Origin of the sequence: Actinomadura oligospora ATCC 43269 (genome assembly GCF_000518265.1) — a bacterium.
Classification (GTDB): Bacteria; Actinomycetota; Actinomycetes; order Streptosporangiales; family Streptosporangiaceae; genus Spirillospora; species Spirillospora oligospora.
This window is the reverse complement of record NZ_KI912410.1, coordinates 1,105,314-1,124,561: the sequence shown is the minus strand read 5'-3', so window position 1 is coordinate 1,124,561 and position 19,248 is coordinate 1,105,314. Positions and strand designations below refer to the sequence as shown.

Sequence of the window (19,248 nt, the reverse complement as noted above, 5' to 3'; positions counted from 1 at the left end):
GTGAGCGCTGCTCAGGCGAGGACGACCAGGTGGTCGCGGTGGATGACCTCGCGTTCGTACTCCGGGCCCAGCTCGCGCGCCAGCCAGCGGGTCGAGCGGCCCATCAGCTCGGGGATCTCGGCGGCGTCGTAGTTGACCAGGCCGCGCGCGACGACCAGGCCGTCCGTGCCGACCAGGTCGACCGGGTCGCCCGCCGCGAACTCGCCCTGGACGCCGGTGACCCCGGCGGGCAGCAGCGACTTGCGGCGCTGCACGATCGCCTCGATCGCGCCCGCGTCCAGCACGACCCGGCCGTGCCCGGTCGTCGCGTGGGCGAGCCACAGGTTCCGGGACGACATGCGCGGCGCGTCGCCCGGGTGGAAGTAGGTGCCGACCGGCTCCCCGGCGAGGGCGGCGGCGGCGCGCGCGGCGTCGGTCAGCACGACCGGGACGCCCGCGATCCGCGCCGCCTCGACCTTGGTGACCATGCCGCCCGTCCCGACGCGCCCGGACCCGCCAAGCTCGATCCCGGCCAGGTCGGCCGGCGACCGCACCTCGTCGATCCGCCGGACGCCGGGCCGTGCCGGATCGCCGGTGTAGAGAGCGTCGACGTCGGAGAGCAGGACGAGGGCGTCCGCCCTGGTCAGATGGGCGACCAGGGCCGCGAGCCGGTCGTTGTCGCCGAACCGGATCTCGTCGGTCGCGACCGTGTCGTTCTCGTTCACGATCGGGACGATGCCGAGCGCGAGGAGCTGCCCGACCGCGCGCTGCGCGTTGCGGTGGTGCGAGCGGCGCATCATGTCGTCCGGCGTCAGCAGCACCTGCCCGACCGTCAGCCCGTACCGCGCGAACGACGCCGTGTACCGGGCGACCAGCAGGCCCTGCCCGACGGACGCGGCGGCCTGCTGGGTGGCCAGGTCGCGCGGGCGCCGGGCCAGCCCGAGCGGGCCGAGCCCGGCGGCGATCGCGCCGGACGACACGAACACGACCTCGGTCCCGGCGGCGCGGCGCGCGGCCAGGACGTCCACCAGCGCGTCGATCCGGTTGGCGTCGATGGTGCCCTGCGGCGTCGTCAGCGAGGACGACCCCGCCTTCACCACGATCCGCCGGGCGTCGCCGATCGCCTTTCGGATGGTCACCAGTCCTCCTGGGGGGGTCGCCCGCTCCGCGCGGGGGTCAGTCCTCGTCGTCGGTGTGGCCCGCGCGGCGGGCGGCGCGCTTCTCCTCCAGCTCGGCGCGGCGCTCGACGTTGGTGCGCCGGTGCCCGGCGGCCGCGTCGAACCGCCGGTCGGTGCCGCGCGGGGACTCGGCGACCGCGGCGGCGGAGGTCTCCGGCTCCCAGTCGAAGACGATCGCGTCCTCCATGGTGCCGATGAGGACCGTGGCCCCGGCGGACGCGCCCGCCTTGGCGAGCTCCTCCTCCACCCCGAGGCGGGCGAGCCGGTCCGCGAGGTAGCCGACGGCCTCCTCGTTGGCGAAGTCGGTCTGCTTCAGCCAGCGGACGGGCTTCTCACCGGTGATCAGGTAGGTGTTGTCGCCGACGTGGCGGACCTCGTACTCGACGTCCCCGCCGACCGGAACCGGGCGGATGACCAGGCGCGTCGGCTCGGCGGGCGGCAGGCTCGCCCGGTACTCGCGGACCATCTCGGCCATCGCGAACGACAGCTCGCGCAGCCCCTCGTGCGTCGCGGCGGACACCTCGAACACCTTCAGCCCGCGCTTCTCGAACTCGGGCCGGACGATGTCGGCGAGGTCGCGGCCGTCCGGGACGTCCACCTTGTTCAGCACGACGATGCGCGGGCGGTCCGACAGCGGACGGTCGCCGAGGACCCGGTCGTAGGCCTGCAGCTCGTTCTCGATGACCTCGAAGTCGGAGATCGGGTCGCGGCCCGGCTCCAGGGTCGCGCAGTCCAGGACGTGCGCGAGCGTGGACGACCGCTCGATGTGCCGGAGGAAGTCCAGGCCGAGGCCCCTGCCCTCGCTCGCGCCCTCGATCAGGCCGGGGACGTCGGCGACGGTGAAGGTGGTGTCGCCCGCGCTGACCACGCCGAGGTTCGGGATCAGGGTGGTGAACGGGTAGTCGGCGATCTTCGGCTTGGCCGCCGACAGCGCCGCGATCAGCGACGACTTGCCCGCGCTCGGGAAGCCGACGAGCGCCACGTCCGCGACGCTCTTCAGCTCCAGGACGACCTCGCGCTCCTCGCCGGGCTCGCCGAGCAGCGCGAAGCCGGGGGCCTTGCGCTTGGCGGTCGCGAGCGCGGCGTTGCCGAGGCCGCCGCGTCCGCCCTGGGCGACGACGAACCGGGTGCCCTCGCCGACCAGGTCGGCCAGCACCTCGCCGCCGCGCGTCTTCACGACCGTGCCGTCGGGCACCGAGAGCACGGTCGGGTCGCCGTTCGCGCCGGTGCGGTGGCCGCCCTGCCCCGGACGGCCGTTGGGGGCCTTGCGGTGCGGGCGGCGGTGGTAGTCGAGGAGGCTGGCGGTGTTGGTGTCCACCTCGAGGATCACGTCACCGCCGTTGCCGCCGTTGGCCCCGTCGGGGCCGCCCAGCGGCTTGAACTTCTCGCGGTGGACCGAGGCACACCCGTGCCCGCCGTTTCCGGCGACCACGTGCAGCACGACCCGGTCCACGAACTGCGCACCGGCTCCGGTGTTGGCGGCCACGAATCCTCCAGGTGGGAAAGAAAACAAGCAAAGGGGCGGACCGAGATCGGTCCGCCCCTTCTCTAACGTCGCTGCGTGGCGGACTTACTCCGCCGGCGGGACGATGGCCACGGCGTTGCGGCCACGGTAGCGGCGGAACTGCACGTGGCCCGCGACCAGCGCGAACAGCGTGTCGTCACCGCCACGGCCGACGCCCGGGCCGGGGTGGAAGTGGGTGCCGCGCTGACGGACGATGATCTCGCCGGCGTTGACCAGCTGGCCGCCGAAGCGCTTGACACCCAGACGCTGTGCGTTGGAGTCGCGGCCGTTACGGCTGGACGACGCGCCCTTCTTGTGTGCCATTCGGGGCCTCCCTTACTTCCCGGCCTTGATACCGGTGATCTTGACCTCGGTGTACGGCTGACGGTGACCCATCCGCCGCTTGTACCCGGTCTTGTTCCGGTAGTGCATGATGTGGATCTTCGGGCCCTTGACCGCGCCGAGGATCTCGGCGGTGACCTCGTAGGAGGCCAGGTCGGCCTGCTTGCTCACGACGTTGGCGCCGTCGACGACCAGCAGCGCCGGGAACGTCACGGTCGCGCCGACCTCGGCGTTGAGCTTGTCGACGGTCAGGACGTCGCCCTCGGCGACCTTCTCCTGCCGCCCGCCTGCGCGGACAATCGCGTACACGCGGAAACCCTTCGTTCAACGCGCGCTTCCGGAGCGAACCGGCCCCGCGCGTGGTCTTCACCAGCCCCCGGGATCGAGGGCCTATCCCCGGCCGGAGCCGAGGACGGCACACCGCACGGTCTCGGGGACCATGGGCGCTCTCTGCTCCTCCCCGCCTGTACGGACGGGGTGTCTGCACCGCCGTCGCGTCGCCGCGGCCTCGCGAGTGCAAGTCGAGATGGCGCGCTGACACGCACCGTCTGTCAAGGTTACCGGACGCCCTGAGGTAAGGCGAACCGCGCGGATCGCCCGCCCGGACGCCCCGGCTCCCGTCAGGAACGGAGATCGTCCGCCCCGGCCGTCACCGGGCCGAACCGCCACCCGAGCGAACCGCAACCGGACCGAACCGTCAGCGGACCGACAGGACGATCTTACCCGCGGTGCGCCCGGTCTCCCCCGACCTGTGGGCTTCCGCGGCCTTCTCCAGCGGGAACACGTCCTGGACCCGCGCCCGGAGGCGGCCGTCGTCGACCAGGGCGGCGATCTCCCGGAGGCCCTGGTGGTCGGGCTCGACCAGGACGAACCCGGCCCGTACGCCCTCGGCCTCGGCCTCGGCGGCGGGCCACGACGCGTCCAGGGGGAGGATCGAGACCAGCCGTCCGGTCCCCGGCCTCAGGGTCCGCAGGGAGCGGGCCGGGTAGTCGCCGCCCATCGTCTCCAGGACGACGTCGACGTCCCGGACGACCTCGGCGAAGTCGGACTCGCGGTAGTCGACCAGTTCGTCCGCGCCCAGGTCGCGCAGGAAGTCGTGCTTGGCGGCGCTGGCCGTGCCGATCACGTGCGCGCCCCGGGCCTTGGCGATCTGGACGGCCAGGTGCCCGACCCCGCCCGCCGCGGCGTGGATCAGGACGCGCTCGCCAGGCCGGACATCAGCGGTGTCCACCAGCGCCTGCCACGCGGTGAGCGCGGCCAGCGGAAGCGCGGCGGCATGGACGTGATCGAGCTTCGCGGGCTTGCGCGCGAAGTGCCGGGCGGGCGCGGTCACGTACTCCGCGTAGGCCCCCGCGGGGTCCGGGAACCGGGGCATTCCGAACACCTCGTCCCCCGGCGCGAAGAGCGCGACGCCGTACCCGACGGCCTCCACCACCCCGGACACGTCCCAGCCGAGCGTGAACGGCGGCCGGGTCCCGTCGTGGAGGCGGCCCCTGGAACGGGTCTTCCAGTCGACCGGGTTGATCCCGGCCGCGTGCACCCGGACCAGGACCTCCCCCGCCCCCGGCTCCGGCCGCGCCGTCTCGACGATCTTCAGGACCTCCGGGCCGCCCGGCTCGTCCTGGCTGACCGCGCGCATCGTGTTCTCTGCCATGTGCCACTTCCTGACCTGCGGTGATCTGACCAGGTCCAGATTTGCGGCCCAGCGAGCCACCCGGGAGTGGCCCGATGGACGCGCTGCGAAAGAATCGGGCCATGCATCGTGTGGCGGTCCTGGCCCTGGACGGCGTCGTCCCGTTCGAACTCGGCATCCCGGCGCGGATCTTCGGCGCGGCGCTGGCGCCGTCCGGCGAGCCGCTCTACGACATCGCCACGTGCAGCCTGGACGGACGTCCGGTCCGGGCGCACGCGGACTTCTCGATCACCGTGGAGCACGACGCGTCCCTGCTGGCCTCGGCGGACACCGTGGTGATCCCGCCCTCGCACGCGCTCGACACGCTGCGGAACGGCGGGGCGCTGCCGGACGACCTGCGCGCGGCGCTCGCGTCCGTCCGGCCCGGGACGCGCCTGGTCGCGATCTGCACCGGCGCGTTCGTGCTGGCCGCCGCCGGGCTCCTGGACCGCCGTCCCGCCACCACGCACTGGGGCGAGGCCGACCTGCTGCGGCGGCTGTTCACCGGCGTCCGGGTCGATCCGGACGTGCTGTACGTGGACGACGGGGACGTGCTGACCTCGGCGGGCGTCACCGCCGGGATCGACCTGTGCCTGCACCTCGTCCGGCGCGACCACGGCAGCGGGGTGGCGGGCCAGGTCGCGCGCCTCTGCGTGACGCCCCCGTGGCGGGACGGCGGGCAGGCGCAGTACATCCCCCGCCCCGTCCCGGAGGACCGTCCGGGCGGGCTGGCCGCCACCCGCGCCTGGGCGCTGGAACGCCTCGGGGACCCGCTCACCCTCGCCGACCTGGCGGCGCACGCGGGCCTCAGCGTCCGCACCTTCACCCGCAACTTCCGCGCCGAGACCGGCGTCAGCCCTGGTCAGTGGCTCGCGGGTCAGCGCCTGGACCTCGCCCGGCGGCTCCTGGAGGCCACCGACCTCCCCGTCGACACCGTGGCCCGGCGCGCGGGCTTCGGCACCGGGACCGCCCTCCGCCAGCGCTTCCGGGCGTCCCTCGGCGTGCCGCCTCAGGCGTACCGGCGCACGTTCCGTCCCACCGCCGCCTGAGGACCGTCCACGGGGGGCTGAGTCGCCCGTGCGGCGGCCTCGATCGCCCGCTTCATCTCCACGACGCCCCGCTCGGTGCGGACGCGGATCTCGGGCGCCAGGGCGTGCGGCAGGACGTCGGTGATCCACACCAGGCGGGCGGCGCGCTCCCCCTCGGGACGGACCTCGAACGACGCGTGATGCCGGTCGACCGCGGGACGCGCGCCCTCCACGACCGCGTAGGCCAGGCGGCGGGCCTCGTCGTCGACGGCGAGGATCAGCTCGCGGATCACATGCCCGTCCGGGAAGGTCAGGAAGCGCTCGTCGCCCTCGACGCGGGTGTCCGCGACGCGTCCGGGCAGCAGCCGCTCGTGCACGGCGCCCACGTCGCGCAGGACGTCCCACACCTGCTCGGGCGACGCGTCGATCACGATCTCATGCCGTACCGAGGCCACGGGCCAAGGCTCCTCTCACAGGCGAATCCCCAGGGGGAAAACGAAGGCGCCCCCGCCGCCCGGAACTGGACGGCGGGGGCGCTCCCGTTAGCGGTTCACTCGACGGACGCGGGTCACTCCGCGTTCGCGGGCTCCGGCGGGGCCGAGGCCGGACGGGTCGCGCGGCGCGTCCGGCGGCGGGTGCGGCCGTTCGAGGAAGCCGCAGACGCCTCGGGCGCCTCGTCGGTGAGCGCGCCCGGGGACGTGCCCTCGGTCTCCTCCGCGGCCTCGGCGGCCTCGACGGCGGCCTGGGCCGGCGGCTCCTCGTCCTCCTTCTTGGTGGACTTGGCGAGCTTCTCCTCGACCGCGCGCTCGACGTCGCCCTTGCGCTTGCGGCGGCGGCCGGTCTCCTTGGCCGCCCCCTTCTCCACGGCCTTCGACGGCTCGACCGGGGTCAGGTGGACGTGGATGCCGCGCCCGTTGCAGCTCTCGCAGGTCTCGGAGAACGCCTCGAGCAGGCCCTGGCCGACGCGCTTGCGGGTCATCTGGACCAGGCCCAGCGAGGTCACCTCGGCGACCTGGTGCTTGGTGCGGTCCCGGGACAGGCACTCCACCAGGCGGCGCAGCACCAGGTCCCGGTTGGACTCCAGCACCATGTCGATGAAGTCGATCACCACGATGCCGCCGATGTCGCGGAGCCGGAGCTGCCGGACGATCTCCTCGGCGGCCTCCAGGTTGTTGCGGGTGACCGTCTCCTCCAGGTTCCCGCCCTGGCCGGTGAACTTGCCGGTGTTCACGTCGATCACGGTCATCGCCTCGGTGCGGTCGATGACCAGCGAGCCGCCGGACGGCAGCCAGACCTTGCGGTCCAGCGCCTTGGCGATCTGCTCGTCGATCCGGAACGCGCCCATGACGTCGCCGTCGCCGGTCCACTTCTCGACCCGGTCGGCCAGGTGCGGCGCGACGTAGCCGACGTACTCCGACACGGTGTCCCAGGCGCCGTCGCCCTGGACGACCAGCTTCCCGAAGTCCTCGTTGAAGATGTCGCGGATGACGCGGATCGTGAGGTCCGGCTCACCGTGCAGCAGGGACGGCGCGGACGCCGACTTGACCTGCTTCTGGATGTGCTCCCACTGGGCGGCCAGGCGGGACACGTCGCGCGCCAGCTCCTCCTCCGTCGCGCCCTCGGCGGCGGTCCGGACGATCACACCGGCGTTCTCCGGCATGACCTTCTTGAGGATCTGCTTGAGGCGGCTGCGCTCCTTGTCCGGCAGCTTGCGGCTGATGCCGGTCATCGAGCCGTCCGGCACGTAGACCAGGTAGCGGCCGGGCAGCGAGACCTGGCTGGTCAGGCGGGCGCCCTTGTGGCCGAGCGGGTCCTTGGTGACCTGCACCAGCACCGACTGGCCGGACTTCAGCGCGGACTCGATCCGCCGCGGCTGGCCCTCCAGCCCGGCGGTGTCCCAGTTGACCTCGCCCGCGTACAGCACGGCGTTGCGGCCCTTGCCGATGTCGACGAACGCGGCCTCCATCGACGGCAGGACGTTCTGGACCTTGCCCAGGTACACGTTGCCGACGTAGCTCTGGTGGCTGGCGCGGTTGATGTAGTGCTCGACCAGGACGTCGTCCTCGAGCACCGCGATCTGGGTCCGGTCGCCCTCCTGCCGGACGACCATCTCGCGCTTGACCGACTCGCGGCGGGCCAGGAACTCGGCCTCGGTGATCACCGGCGGGCGGCGGCGGCCCTGCTCGCGGCCCTCCCGGCGGCGCTGCTTCTTGGCCTCCAGGCGGGTGGAGCCGCGCACGGCCTGCACCTCGTCCTCGACGGGACGGGGGGCCTGCTCGCGCACCTCGCGGACGTGCACGACGGTGTTCGGCGGGTCGTCGGTGACGGTGGCCTCGTCGCCCCCCCCGGAACGGCGGCGACGACGGCGGCGACGGCGGGACGAGCCGGGCCCGCCCTCGCCCTCGTCCTCGTCGCCCTCGTCCTCGGCCTGCTCCTCGGCCGCGGCGGGCTTCGCGGTCTCCTTGGCGGACTCGGCGGCCTCGGCCTCCTCCTCGCCCTCGGCACCCTCGTCCTCGGCGCCCTCACGGCCCCGTCCACGGCCCCGTCCGCCGCGGCGACGGCGGCGGCGGGACGGACGGTCGTCCTCGTCCTGCTCCTCGCCGGGAGCGGCCTCGGCGCGCTCCTCGGTCTCGGGCTCGGCCTCGTCGGCGGGCCGCTCCTCCTCCTGCGCCCGCTTGCGGGCGGGCTTGGCGGCGGTCGGCTGCGGCGGCTGGAACACCACCATCGTCGGCGGCTGGAAGGTCACGCCCGGGACGCCCACGGAGGACGCGGGCTCGTTCTCGTCCACCTCCGGCTCGGCGCCCGGCACGGCCGGGACCTGCGGGACGGCGGAGCTGAAGGCGGCCTCGTCGGTCGCGGCGGCGCGCTTGCGCGACCGCGTGCGGGACGACCTGGGCGCGGCCTCCTCGGCCGGGGCGGCCTCGGCGGCGGCCTCAGACGCGGGCTCGGACACCGACACGGCCTCGGGCGCGGTCTCCTCGGCCGGAGCCTCGGCGGCGCGGGCCGGACGGCGACGCGTCCGGGTGCGCTTGGCCGCGCCCTCGTCCTCGGCGGGGGCCTCGGCGGGTGCGGCGGTCGCGGCGGTGGGCTCGCCCGCGGTCTCCTCGACCTCGGGCGGCGGCGCTGCGGCGCGGGTCGCGGCCCGGCGGCGGGTCGTCTTGACGACCTTCACGGCGGGCTCGGACGTCTCGTCCTTCTCGGCCGGGGCTCCGGCCTCGGCGGACGCCTCGTCCGCGGCGGCGGCGGACGTGCGCGCGCGCCGGGTGCCCTTGGCCTTGGCGGCCCCGCGTCCGGCCCCTGCCTCCGCCTCGGGGGCGGACGCGGCGGGCGCCTGGGCGGTGGGCTCCACGGCGGTGGGCTCCGCAGCGGCCCCGCTGGCGGTCTCCTCGACCTCAGGCGGCGGCGCTGCGGCACGGGTCGCGGCCCGGCGGCGGGTCGTCTTGACGACCTTCACTTCGGGCGTCGCGGTCTCGGTCGCCGCGGCGCGGGTGGTCTTGCGGGCGCGGGCCGGCTTCTTCGCCGGCGTCCCGGACGCCCCGTCGTCGGAGTCCGGCGGCGGACCCGCCGGACGGCTGGCCACGCGTCGCCGCGTGGTGGTCACGGTGGGACGTGAATCCTCGGGGCCCTCGGGCCCGGTGGCCGGATCGGCTTCGTTCTCAAGCATGCGGGCAATCTCCCGTCAGGCTCCCGGGCGCGTCCGCACGCCCCGCCCCACTGGGGCGGTTCGCCGCGGTGCGCCGCACGGGAGCACTCCGTCAGTCATCGGCGCCGACGCGCCCGGACCGGTCGTCCGGACACGACGACGAAGTCGTCGGGGGCGCGCCCGCCGCTCCCTGCAGGCCGGTTCCGCGCCGCCACGGGCGTGGCGGCGGCGGCTTCGGCCCTACGAGCGGGCGCTGACGGCATCCACGCCCACGGCGTCGCCGGACCGCGGCAAGGCGGGACCGTCCACCGCGCCGGCCTCGTCGCCGGAGCTGGTGGCGGTCTCCCGGTCGGGATCGAGCGGATCCGCGAGCACACCGGTTCGCTCGTCCAGGGGCCCCTGCGCCAGCCTGGTCACCAGCGGGGGTGACGGCGGCGCGAGGTCGGCGACCTGGCGGAGACCGGTGAGGATGTCGTCGGGTCGTACGGCGGGTGTGGTGTGCCGCACAACCATGCGAAGTATCGCACATGGGGCATCCGTCGCCTCGGTGCCGCGCCGGTCGGCGTCCTGGGCACGCTCTGCGGCGAGCTCCAGGGCGGACACGGCGGCACGCACGTCGAAACGGCGGCGCCCCTTCTTGGTGAGGCGTTCGACCTCCACCGCCCCGGCGTCCAGGAAGACGGACACGGCGGTCGCGGCGTCGCTTTCGGCGACACCGTCGAGCCGTACCCGCCACTCGGAAGCCTGGAGCCGATCGGCCAGCGCGGTGCTCTTGCCCGTCCCCGCCGGGAGGGCCACGACGTCGACGACGTCGAGGCCCGGAGGCAGGGCGGCGTCGAGCTCGGCGCGCACCCGCGCAGGGTCGCGGGGCTCGGTCAGCCCGATCTCGAGGTATTCGGCCTCACTGGCCACCCCTGTCGCCGCCGCACCCGTGTAAGAGATCTTCGGGTGCGGAGTGAATCCGGCACTGAACGCGACGGGGATCCCGGCACGCCTGACGGCGCGTTCCACGGCCCGGGAAATGTCACGATGGCTCGTGAACCGGAGCCTGCCCCGCTTGGTGTAGCGGACACGCAGGCGCTGGGTCACGGGGGCCGGTGCTGGACCCTCCGGCATGGGAGCCAGGGTTCTGGTCCTTCCTACTCGTGTCGAGTCGAAAACGTCTCCCTATAGAGTACGGCCACCGCGACCCACTTGAGCCCCCGGGCATCCCGGAGGCGCGTCCTCTCCCAGCTCAGGCCCTGTACGCCGGGGCGACGCGCCGTGGGAGCGCGCCCTTCAAGCCTTGGTCGGGGGCGTCCAAAGGAACGGCACGCCGCCCCGTCCGGGACGACGTGCCGTGGGAGAGCGGCGGCGGACGATCAGACGACCGACAGCGGGAGCAGCCTCTTGCCGGTGGGGCCGATCTGGATCTCGGTGTCCATGGTCGGGCAGACGCCGCAGTCGTAGCAGGGGGTCCAGCGGCAGTCCTCGACCTCGGTCTCGTCGACGGCGTCCTGCCAGTCCTGCCAGAGCCACTCGCGGTCGAGACCGGCGTCGAGGTGGTCCCACGGGAGGACCTCGACCTCGTCACGGTCGCGCAGCGTGTACCAGTCGACGTCGACGGGCTCGCCGTCCAGGGCCTTCGCGGCGGCGTTCGTCCAGCGCTCGTAGGAGAAGTGCTCGGACCAGCCGTCGAACCGGCCGCCGTCCTCCCAGACCGCGCGGATGACCTTGCCGACGCGGCGGTCGCCGCGCGACAGCAGGCCCTCGATCACCGACGGCTGGCCGTCGTGGTAGCGCAGGCCGATGGCGCGGCCGTACTCCTTGTCGGAGCGCAGCTCGTCCTTCAGCAGGCGCAGGCGGCGGTCGACGGTCTCGTGGTCGGTCTGCCCGGCCCACTGGAACGGGGTGTGCGGCTTCGGCACGAACCCGCCGATGGACACCGTGCAGCGGATGTCCTTGCGGCCGGTGGCCTCGCGGCCCGCCTTGATGACGCGCTTGGCCATCCCGGCGATCTCCAGGACGTCCTCGTCGGTCTCGGTGGGCAGGCCGCACATGAAGTACAGCTTGACCTGCCGCCAGCCGTTCTCGTAGGCGGTGGTGACGGTGCGGATGAGGTCGTCCTCCGACACCATCTTGTTGATCACCTTGCGCATCCGCTCGGAGCCGCCCTCGGGCGCGAAGGTCAGGCCGGAGCGGCGGCCGTTGCGGGAGAACTCGTTGGCGAGGGTGATGTTGAAGGCGTCCACGCGGGTGGACGGCAGCGACAGCGAGGTGTGCGTGCCCTCGTACCGGTCGCCGAGGCCCTTGGCGACCTCGGCGATCTCGCTGTGGTCGGCCGACGACAGCGACAGCAGGCCGACCTCGGTGAAGCCGGTCTGCCGGATGCCCTCGTCCACCATCGCGCCGATCGTGGTGATCGACCGCTCCCGGACCGGACGGGTGATCATGCCCGCCTGGCAGAACCGGCAGCCGCGCGTGCAGCCGCGGAAGATCTCCACCGAGAACCGCTCGTGGACGGTCTCGGCCAGCGGGACCAGCGGCTTCTTCGGGTAGGGCCACTGGTCGAGGTCCATGACGGTGTGCTTCTCGACCCGCCACGGCACGCCCGGACGGTTCGGCGCGACACGCTTGATCCGGCCGTCCGGCAGGTACTCGACGTCGTAGAACTTCGGCACGTACACGCCGCCGGTCTCGGCGAGGCGCAGCAGCACCCCGTCGCGCCCGCCGGGCTCGCCCTCGTCCTTCCACTCCCGGATCACCTCGGTGATCGCGAGCGCGATCTCCTCGCCGTCGCCGAGGACGGCGGCGTCCAGGAAGTCGGCGATGGGCTCGGGGTTGAAGGCCGCGTGCCCGCCCGCCAGGACGATCGGGTGATCGCCCGTGCGGTCGGCGGCCTCGAGCGGGATGCCCGCGAGGTCGAGCGCCGTGAGCAGGTTGGTGTAGCCGAGTTCGGTGGAGAACGACACGCCGAACACGTCGAACGCGCCGACCGGACGGTGTGAGTCGACGGTGAACTGCGGGAGCGCGTTGTCCCGCATGACCTGCTCCATGTCCGGCCACACCGCGTAGGTGCGCTCGGCGAGCACGCCCTCGCGCTCGTTCAGGATCTCATAGAGGATCTGGACGCCCTGGTTGGGCAGCCCGACCTCGTAGGCGTCGGGGTACATCAGCGCCCAGCGGACGGTCGCGGCGTCCCAGTCCTTGACCTGGGAGTTCAGTTCGCCACCGACGTACTGAATCGGCTTCTGCACGCTCGGGAGCAGCGGCTCCAGGCGCGGGAAGATCGACTCTACGGACATGACGGTGGCCTCCGGTGGCTGGACGTGGGAGAGACCCTCAAGCCTATCCCCGGCGAGCCGGTCGATCGTCCGCCCGTGATCAACCCCGGATGATCGTCGACTGGTGATCATCCGCCGGGACGGCGGTTAGTCGAACGGACGCCTGCGGACGTGGACGGCCTGCAGCAGGCCCAGCGCGATCATGTTCGCGAACGTCGCGGACCCGCCGTAGGACACGAACGGCAGCGGCAGCCCGGTGATCGGCATGATCCCCAGGGTCATCCCGACGTTCTCGAACGTCTGGAACGCCAGCCAGCACACCACGCCCGTCGCGACCAGCGTGCCGAACAGGTCGGCGGCCTGCGAGGCGATCCGCAGCCCGCGCCACAGCACGAGGCCGAGCAGCAGGAGGATCACCGCCGCGCCGAGGAACCCCAGCTCCTCCCCCGCGACCGTGAAGATGAAGTCGGTCTGCTGCTCGGGGACGAAGTGCCCGCCGGTCTGCTCGCCCTGGAACAGGCCCTTGCCGAGAAACCCGCCGGAGCCGATCGCGATCCGCGCCTGCTGGGCGTTGTAGCCCGCGCCGCGCGGGTCGGCGGACGGGTCGATGAACGCGGTGAACCGGGCGAGCTGGTACGGCTGGAGGATCCCGAGGAACCAGACGGCCAGGGCCGCCAGGACGCCGCCGCCGACCAGCCCGGCGATCCACCGTTTGGCCGCGCCGGACACCGCGAGCATGCCGATCACGACGACGGCGAACACCAGGGTGGTGCCGAGGTCCGGCTGGAGCATGATCAGCGCGGCCGGGACCCCGGCCAGGCCGAGCGCGAGCAGCACGTCCCGGCGGCCGGGTCCGACCTCGCCGTCGCGCGGCTCCCCGAGCACCATCGCCATGACCACGACGAGGCCGACCTTGGCGAACTCCGACGGCTGCACCTGGAAGCCGCCGCCGATCACGATCCACGAGTGCGAGCCGTTGATCGTCGAGCCCAGCGGGGTGATCACCGCGAGCAGCCCGACGCAGGCCAGGCCGTACAGGATCGGGACGTAGGCACGCAGCAGCCGGTAGTCCAGGACGGTCACGACCGTGCCCAGCCCGAGCCCGATCACCAGGTTGAGCACGTGCCGCTTGAGGAACCACTCCGGGTCGCGGCCCTGCTCGGTCAGCAGGTGGAAGGTCGCGGACCGGACGAGCAGCGTCCCGATCACCGACAGCGCCAGGACCGACAGGATGAGGGTCCAGTCGAGGCGGCGCAGCCCGGCGGCGTGCCGCCTCCAGGTGTTCCGCTCGCCGTAGCCCTCGACCGGCCCGGCGAACCCGCCCAGCCCGGTCACGGCGCGCCGCCCGCGCCCGGCTTCCGCCCAGACGTCCCGCTCTGGGGCGAGGGCCCGACCGTCGGGAGGGCCGCGCCGGCGGGGTCGTTCGCGCGGTCGGGGCCGTCCGAGGGCTTGGCGGACGGCTTGGCCGACGGACCTGCGGACGGGGCGGACGCCGGGTCGAGCGCGGCCTGCGGACGCGGCAGCTCGGACGGCAGCCGCCCGTCCTTGCCGACCATCGGCTTGCCGCCCTTGCCGAGCCCGTACATGGCCTCGTAGATCTGCCGGACGGCGGGCGCGGCGGTGTTCGCGCCCTGCCCGCCCTGGGAGACCATCACGACGACCGCGTAGCGCGGGTTGTCCACCGGGGCGAACGAGGCGAACCAGGACGTGTCGTCCTTGCCGTAGACCTCGGCGGTGCCCGTCTTGCCCGCCACGTCCACCTTCTTGAAGTCGAAGCCGTTGAACGCCCCGGCGGCCGTCCCGGACTTGGTCACCCCGGCCAGGCCGCCCCGGATGTACTTCAGGACCTTCGGGTCGACCGGCAGCTTCCCTGCGGGCGGATCGGGGACGCGGCGCACGACGCTGCCGTCCGCGCGGACGATCGCCTGCCCGATGCGCGGGACGACCAGCCGTCCGCCGTTGGCGAGGGCCGCGTACGCGCGCGTGAGCTGGAGCGGCGTGGAGAGCACGTCGCCCTGCCCGACCGAGAAGTTCGCCGCGTCGCCCGCGCGCCACACGTAGCCCTCGGCGCAGTTCTCCGCCGCGACCGCCTTCAGGTACGCGGCGCGCGACGGATCGGACTGCTCGATGTCGGGGTAGCCGTCCTTGGCGGCCTTGCAGTCGGCCTTCTTGGTGGCGTTCCAGTACGCGGTCTTCCAGGCCCGGTCCGGGAGCCGGCCGGACGACTCGCTCGGCAGGTCGATCCCGGTCCTCTTGCCGAACCCCCACTGCCGCGCCATCGCGACCATCGGGTCGGAGGGGTTCTTCTTCGGCTTGGTGCCGCCGTCGCGGAGCCACTCCTCGTAGGCGAACTTGTAGAACACGGTGTCGCACGACACGACCAGGGCCTGGTGCAGGCTCATGTCGCCGTGCGACTCGCCCTCGAAGTTGCGGAACGCGCGGCTCCCCACGTTGTAGGAGCCGGGACAGGCGTAGGTGCCGTGCAGGTCGTAGCCGTCCGACACGGCCGCCGACACCGACGAGACCTTGAACGTCGAGCCCGGCGCGAACTGCCCCTGGGTCGCCCGCGAGATGAGCGGCTCGCCCTTCTTCTTGCCGAGCAGCGCGTCGTACTGGTCCTGCGAGATGCCGCCGGTCCAGATGGACGGGTCGTAGGTCGGGTAGCTGGCGAGCGCGACGACGTGCCCGGTCTGGACGTCCATCACGACGGCCGCGCCCGAGTCGGCGTGCTTGCCCTGCGAGCGGGCCGACTTCACCGCGTCCTGGACGGCCCGCTCGGCCGCGCCCTGCACTCCGCCGTCGATGCTGGTCACCAGGTTCCCGCCGGGGGTCGCGGCCTTCTCCTGCGCGGTGCCGGTGACGCGGCCCTGGCTGTCGACCAGGACCTTGCGGAAGCCGGGCACGCCGCGCAGGTCGGCGTCGTAGGCCGCCTCCAGGCCGTCCCGGCCGATCAGGTCGACCCCGCTGTAACCGGTGACCTTCAGGCCCTTGCGCTTGTCCAGCTCCTCCTGCGTGATCGGCTGCAGGTAGCCGAGCGTCTGCGCGGCGTTCGCGCCGCCCGGCCGCGGGTAGTCCCGGACGGCCTGGACCTGCGCGGTCACGCCGGGGAAGTCCTCCTGCCGCTCCATGATCTGCAGGGCGCGCTTGGCGTCGACCTTGTCGTCCACCGGGATCGGCTGGTACGGCGAGCCGGGCCAGCACGGGCGCTTGATGCCGGGCCCGCACAGCCGGGTCTTCCTCGTCAGGTCGTCGTAGCTGCTGCCGAGCACGCCCGCGAGCCGGGTCAGGACGCCCCTGCCCCGGTCCTTCTGCCGCATCAGGACGGTGCGGTCGACCGACACGACGAGCGCGGTGCGGTTGCGGACGAGCGGGCGGCCCTGGTCGTCCAGGATCATGCCGCGGACGGCCGGGACGACGATGTCGCGCGTGCGGTTGTCGGCGGCGACCTGCCGGTAGTGCCGCCCCTCCAGGACCTGCATCGTCCAGAGCCGGCCCATCAGGACCAGCAGCAGCGCCCCGACCGTCACGTACAGGACGATCAGCCTGAGGTGGGTCCGGCTGGTCACAGGCGCGTCCGTCCCGACATCGCCCGGTACCGCGCCGCCGGGACCGAGAACCGGTCCCGGCGTTCCGGCCGGTCGTAGCGGCGTGTCGCGCGGAGCACGCACCACACCACGAACGGGCTGGCGACGACGTCGTAGAGCACCTGGAGCGGCACCACCCGGGCCACGATCGTCCAGGACGCGCGCGGGTCGCCGAGCAGCATCCCGATCGCCGCGTAGGCGACCGTGCCGAGCAGCGCGCCCGCCGCGACCGCGAAGAACGGCACCATCGACTGCCGGTCCATCTCGGCGGCGGCGACCCCGCAGACGTAGCCGATGATGCAGTAGACCAGCGCGTACCGGCCGATCGTGTGGTCGGACGGCGGCACGATGTCGGCGGCGAGGCCGGCGCAGAACCCGGCGACGCACCCGGTCAGCGACCCCGACACGAGCGCGAGCGCCACCACGCTGAGCAGCACCAGGTCCGGGGTGACGCCGCCGGGCAGCGGCAGCCGGTTGGCCACCGACACCTGGAGCACCAGGGCCACCACGATCACGATCGCGGAGATGACGCGCCGTCCGTTGGGCGACGCCTCCGGAGCGTTCAGCATGTCAGGCTCCCTTGGACGGCTTGTATGACGACGGCTTGGAGGGACGGCTCACAGGGCGGCTCAGTGCGACGGCGACGGCGACGTGGCGGACGGTTCCTTCTTGCCCTTGCCCTTGTGCGGCGAGGCCGACGGGGACGGGCTCGCGGGAGAGGGCGGCGCGGACGGCGTCGGAGACGGCGGGAGCACAGCGTCCCGCGGGTCGGACTTGGGCGGTGCGACCACGACCGCCACGACGTCCAGGCTGGTGAAGTGGACGAACGGCTGGACATAGGCGGTGCGGGTCAGGCCGCCGGCGGGTGCGTCGATGCGCTCGACCATCCCGACCGGGACGCCCGGAACGTACGGGCGCTCACCCTGCGAGCCGAGCGTGACCAGGCGCTGCCCGACCCGCATCGGCGCGTTCGCGTCGAGCAGCTGGAAGCGCAGCGGGGTGCGCCCGCCGCCGCCGAGGCCGCGCCGTCCCCGGCCCTGCACGATGCCGATCTCCTTGGAGTCCTCGAGCCGCGCGCCGACGGTGGAGTTCACGTCCGTGGCGAGCAGCACGGTCGCGGTCGCCGGGCCGACGCGCGTGACGCGTCCGACCAGGCCGTCCGCGCTCATCACCGTCATGTCGGTGCGGATCCCGCTGCCGGAGCCGGCGTCGATGGTGACCGTGTCCTCCAGGCCCTGCCCGACCGAGATGACGTTCGCCGCGACGATCTTGTAGCCGCCGAGCCCGGCCGCGCCGAGCAGCCGGTCGAGCTGCGCCGACTTGCCCTGGTCGACCTGGGTGCCGCGGAGCTGGTCGCGCAGGCGCTGGTTCTCGCGCTGGAGCCGGTCGGCGCGTCTGCGCTCGGCGGGCGCGTTGGTGATCGCGTCGACGGCGTTGCCCACCGGACGGACCACCGAGGCCGAGGCGCGCTCGACCGGGCCGAACACCGCCTCCCCGACGCCGCGCAGGCCACGCAGGGGCGAGTCGTCCCCGCCCCGGTAGTCGATCGTGATCATCGCGAGCGCCACCACCAGCAGCGCCGCCAGCACCATGCGGCTGCGTCGGGTGTCGTTCACCCGCGGACCTCCCGTCCCATCGTCCTAGGAGATCAGTGCCGCGACTCCGGTACCAGCACCTGGCGTAGCGAGTCGAAGTCCTCCACGGTCTTGCCGGTGCCCAGCACGACCGAGTCGAGCGGATTGTCCACCAGGTGGATCGGCATCCCGGTCTCCTCGCGCAGCCGCTCGTCCAGGTGCTTGAGCAGCGCACCGCCGCCGGTGAGGGCGATGCCCCGGTCCATGATGTCGCCGGACAGCTCGGGCGGGCACTTGTCGAGCGTGGTCTTCACCGCGTCCACGATCGCGTTGACCGGCTCCTCGATCGCGCGTCGCACCTCCTCGGAGGAGATCACCACGGTCTTCGGCAGCCCCGACACCAGGTCGCGGCCGCGGATCTCGGCGTGCGGCTCCTCCTCCCCGCCGGGGTAGGCCGACCCGATCGCCATCTTGATCTCCTCGGCGGTGCGCTCGCCGAGCATCAGCGAGTACTCCTTCTTGGAGAAGCTGATGATGGCCTGGTCGAGCTCGTCCCCGCCGACCCGGACGGACTGGCTCGTCACGATCCCGCCGAGGGAGATTATGGCGACCTCGGTGGTGCCCCCGCCGATGTCGACCACCATGTTCCCGGTGGGCTCGTAGACCGGGAGCCCGGCGCCGATCGCGGCGGCCATGGGCTCCTCGATGATGTACACGCGGCGGGCGCCGGCCTGGTAGCCGGCCTCCTTGACGGCGCGCTGCTCGACCCCGGTGATCCCGGACGGCACCGCCACCACGATCCGCGGCTTGGCGAAGTGCCGTCGCTTGTGCACCTTCTGGATGAAGTAGCGCAGCATGCGCTCGGTGACGTCGAAGTCGGCGATGACGCCGTCCTTGAGCGGACGGACCGCGACGATGTTGCCCGGCGTCCGGCCGATCATCCGCTTGGCCTCGATGCCGACCGCGACGATCTTGCCCGTGTTGGTGTTGATCGCCACCACGGACGGCTCGTTCAGCACGATCCCGCGCCCGCGCACGTACACCAACGTGTTCGCGGTGCCGAGATCGACCGCCATGTCACGGCCAAGGAACGACAGCTTGTTACCCATGAAGAAAGGGAGCCCTTCATGCTTGTCGGGCGTGCAGAGCGGCGCCCCCATCGTAACGTGCCCACGCCGCGCCGGGCAGTCGCCCCTCCGGCGGCACGCTGTCCGGTTCCACACCGTGACCAGGCACGTTACGCGAAAAACACCCGCGCGTCCGAATGATTCAGACCCGCGTGTCTACCCCCACCCCGCCCGGTCAAACCGGGTCGTCCGCGAACCGCGCGACCACCGGCCCTCCCGAACACGGGCACGCCGCGAACCGACGCCACGCCCCCGTCCGCACCCGACCCCGATGATCACTGACAGTGACCGAAGGTGGTGCGGCGGGCGTGGACATGGCCGTGCCCCGGCGCGCGGGGCGCGCCGGGGCACGGG

At 73.2% G+C, this 19,248-nt stretch carries 15 protein-coding genes; 1 reads left to right on the top strand and 14 read right to left on the bottom strand.

The genetic code is table 11. The features are described 5' to 3' along the window. Nucleotides 1–11 precede the first annotated feature (11 nt). From proB to P696_RS0136900, 5 genes are all read right to left on the bottom strand, one after another. A complete protein-coding gene (proB, locus tag P696_RS0136920) occupies nt 12–1,118 on the bottom strand; it encodes a glutamate 5-kinase (RefSeq protein WP_425394173.1) in 1,107 nt (368 codons plus the stop codon). 37 nt (nt 1,119–1,155) lie between these two features. Continuing rightward, on the bottom strand, nt 1,156–2,643 hold the full coding sequence (gene obgE, locus P696_RS50610; RefSeq protein WP_034488474.1) for a GTPase ObgE: 1,488 nt from the start codon (nt 2,641–2,643) through the stop codon (nt 1,156–1,158). A gap of 84 nt (nt 2,644–2,727) precedes the next feature. After that, a complete protein-coding gene (gene rpmA / locus P696_RS0136910; protein ID WP_026416249.1) occupies nt 2,728–2,985 on the bottom strand; it encodes a 50S ribosomal protein L27 in 258 nt (85 codons plus the stop codon). A 12-nt stretch (nt 2,986–2,997) separates the two neighbouring features. Then, entirely contained in the window at nt 2,998–3,312 is a 315-nt protein-coding gene (gene rplU, locus P696_RS0136905; RefSeq protein WP_026416248.1) for a 50S ribosomal protein L21, read from the bottom strand. A gap of 388 nt (nt 3,313–3,700) precedes the next feature. Continuing rightward, nucleotides 3,701–4,657, bottom strand: coding sequence for an NADP-dependent oxidoreductase (locus P696_RS0136900; protein ID WP_026416247.1), 957 nt, complete (start codon nt 4,655–4,657; stop codon nt 3,701–3,703). Between the two features lie 101 nt (nt 4,658–4,758). Here P696_RS0136900 and P696_RS0136895 point away from each other — a divergent pair, with 101 nt between their 5' ends. Continuing rightward, a complete protein-coding gene (locus tag P696_RS0136895; RefSeq protein ID WP_026416246.1) occupies nt 4,759–5,724 on the top strand; it encodes a GlxA family transcriptional regulator in 966 nt (321 codons plus the stop codon). Here the strand turns inward: P696_RS0136895 and P696_RS50605 are convergent. The 9 genes from P696_RS50605 to P696_RS0136850 form a co-directional block, all read right to left on the bottom strand. Further along, nucleotides 5,685–6,158, bottom strand: coding sequence for an SRPBCC family protein (locus P696_RS50605; RefSeq protein ID WP_051468603.1), 474 nt, complete (start codon nt 6,156–6,158; stop codon nt 5,685–5,687). The two genes, P696_RS0136895 and P696_RS50605, sit on opposite strands and share 40 nt — an antisense overlap. A gap of 113 nt (nt 6,159–6,271) precedes the next feature. Further along, the gene (locus P696_RS50600; RefSeq protein ID WP_084338720.1) at nt 6,272–9,367 is read right to left on the bottom strand and encodes an Rne/Rng family ribonuclease; all 3,096 of its coding nucleotides are present in this window, start codon (nt 9,365–9,367) and stop codon (nt 6,272–6,274) included. 219 nt (nt 9,368–9,586) lie between these two features. Continuing rightward, nucleotides 9,587–10,462: a TIGR03936 family radical SAM-associated protein gene (locus P696_RS0136880; RefSeq protein ID WP_084338718.1), complete on the bottom strand. Its 876-nt coding sequence runs from the start codon at nt 10,460–10,462 to the stop codon at nt 9,587–9,589. A gap of 245 nt (nt 10,463–10,707) precedes the next feature. Further along, on the bottom strand, nt 10,708–12,630 hold the full coding sequence (locus P696_RS0136875) for a TIGR03960 family B12-binding radical SAM protein (protein WP_026416244.1): 1,923 nt from the start codon (nt 12,628–12,630) through the stop codon (nt 10,708–10,710). 126 nt (nt 12,631–12,756) lie between these two features. After that, nucleotides 12,757–13,935, bottom strand: coding sequence for a rod shape-determining protein RodA (rodA, locus tag P696_RS0136870; protein ID WP_157430146.1), 1,179 nt, complete (start codon nt 13,933–13,935; stop codon nt 12,757–12,759). Between the two features lie 5 nt (nt 13,936–13,940). Continuing rightward, on the bottom strand, nt 13,941–16,175 hold the full coding sequence (gene mrdA, locus P696_RS50595) for a penicillin-binding protein 2 (RefSeq protein WP_084338716.1): 2,235 nt from the start codon (nt 16,173–16,175) through the stop codon (nt 13,941–13,943). Beyond that, nucleotides 16,172–16,762: a rod shape-determining protein MreD gene (mreD, locus tag P696_RS0136860; protein WP_026416242.1), complete on the bottom strand. Its 591-nt coding sequence runs from the start codon at nt 16,760–16,762 to the stop codon at nt 16,172–16,174. Before mreD ends, mrdA begins: the two co-directional genes overlap by 4 nt. Before the next feature lie 60 nt (nt 16,763–16,822). After that, nucleotides 16,823–17,809, bottom strand: a complete 987-nt coding sequence (gene mreC, locus P696_RS0136855; RefSeq protein WP_026416241.1) for a rod shape-determining protein MreC — start codon at nt 17,807–17,809, stop codon at nt 16,823–16,825. A gap of 32 nt (nt 17,810–17,841) precedes the next feature. Continuing rightward, the gene (locus tag P696_RS0136850; protein ID WP_026416240.1) at nt 17,842–18,876 is read right to left on the bottom strand and encodes a rod shape-determining protein; all 1,035 of its coding nucleotides are present in this window, start codon (nt 18,874–18,876) and stop codon (nt 17,842–17,844) included. Nucleotides 18,877–19,248: the final 372 nt, after the last annotated feature.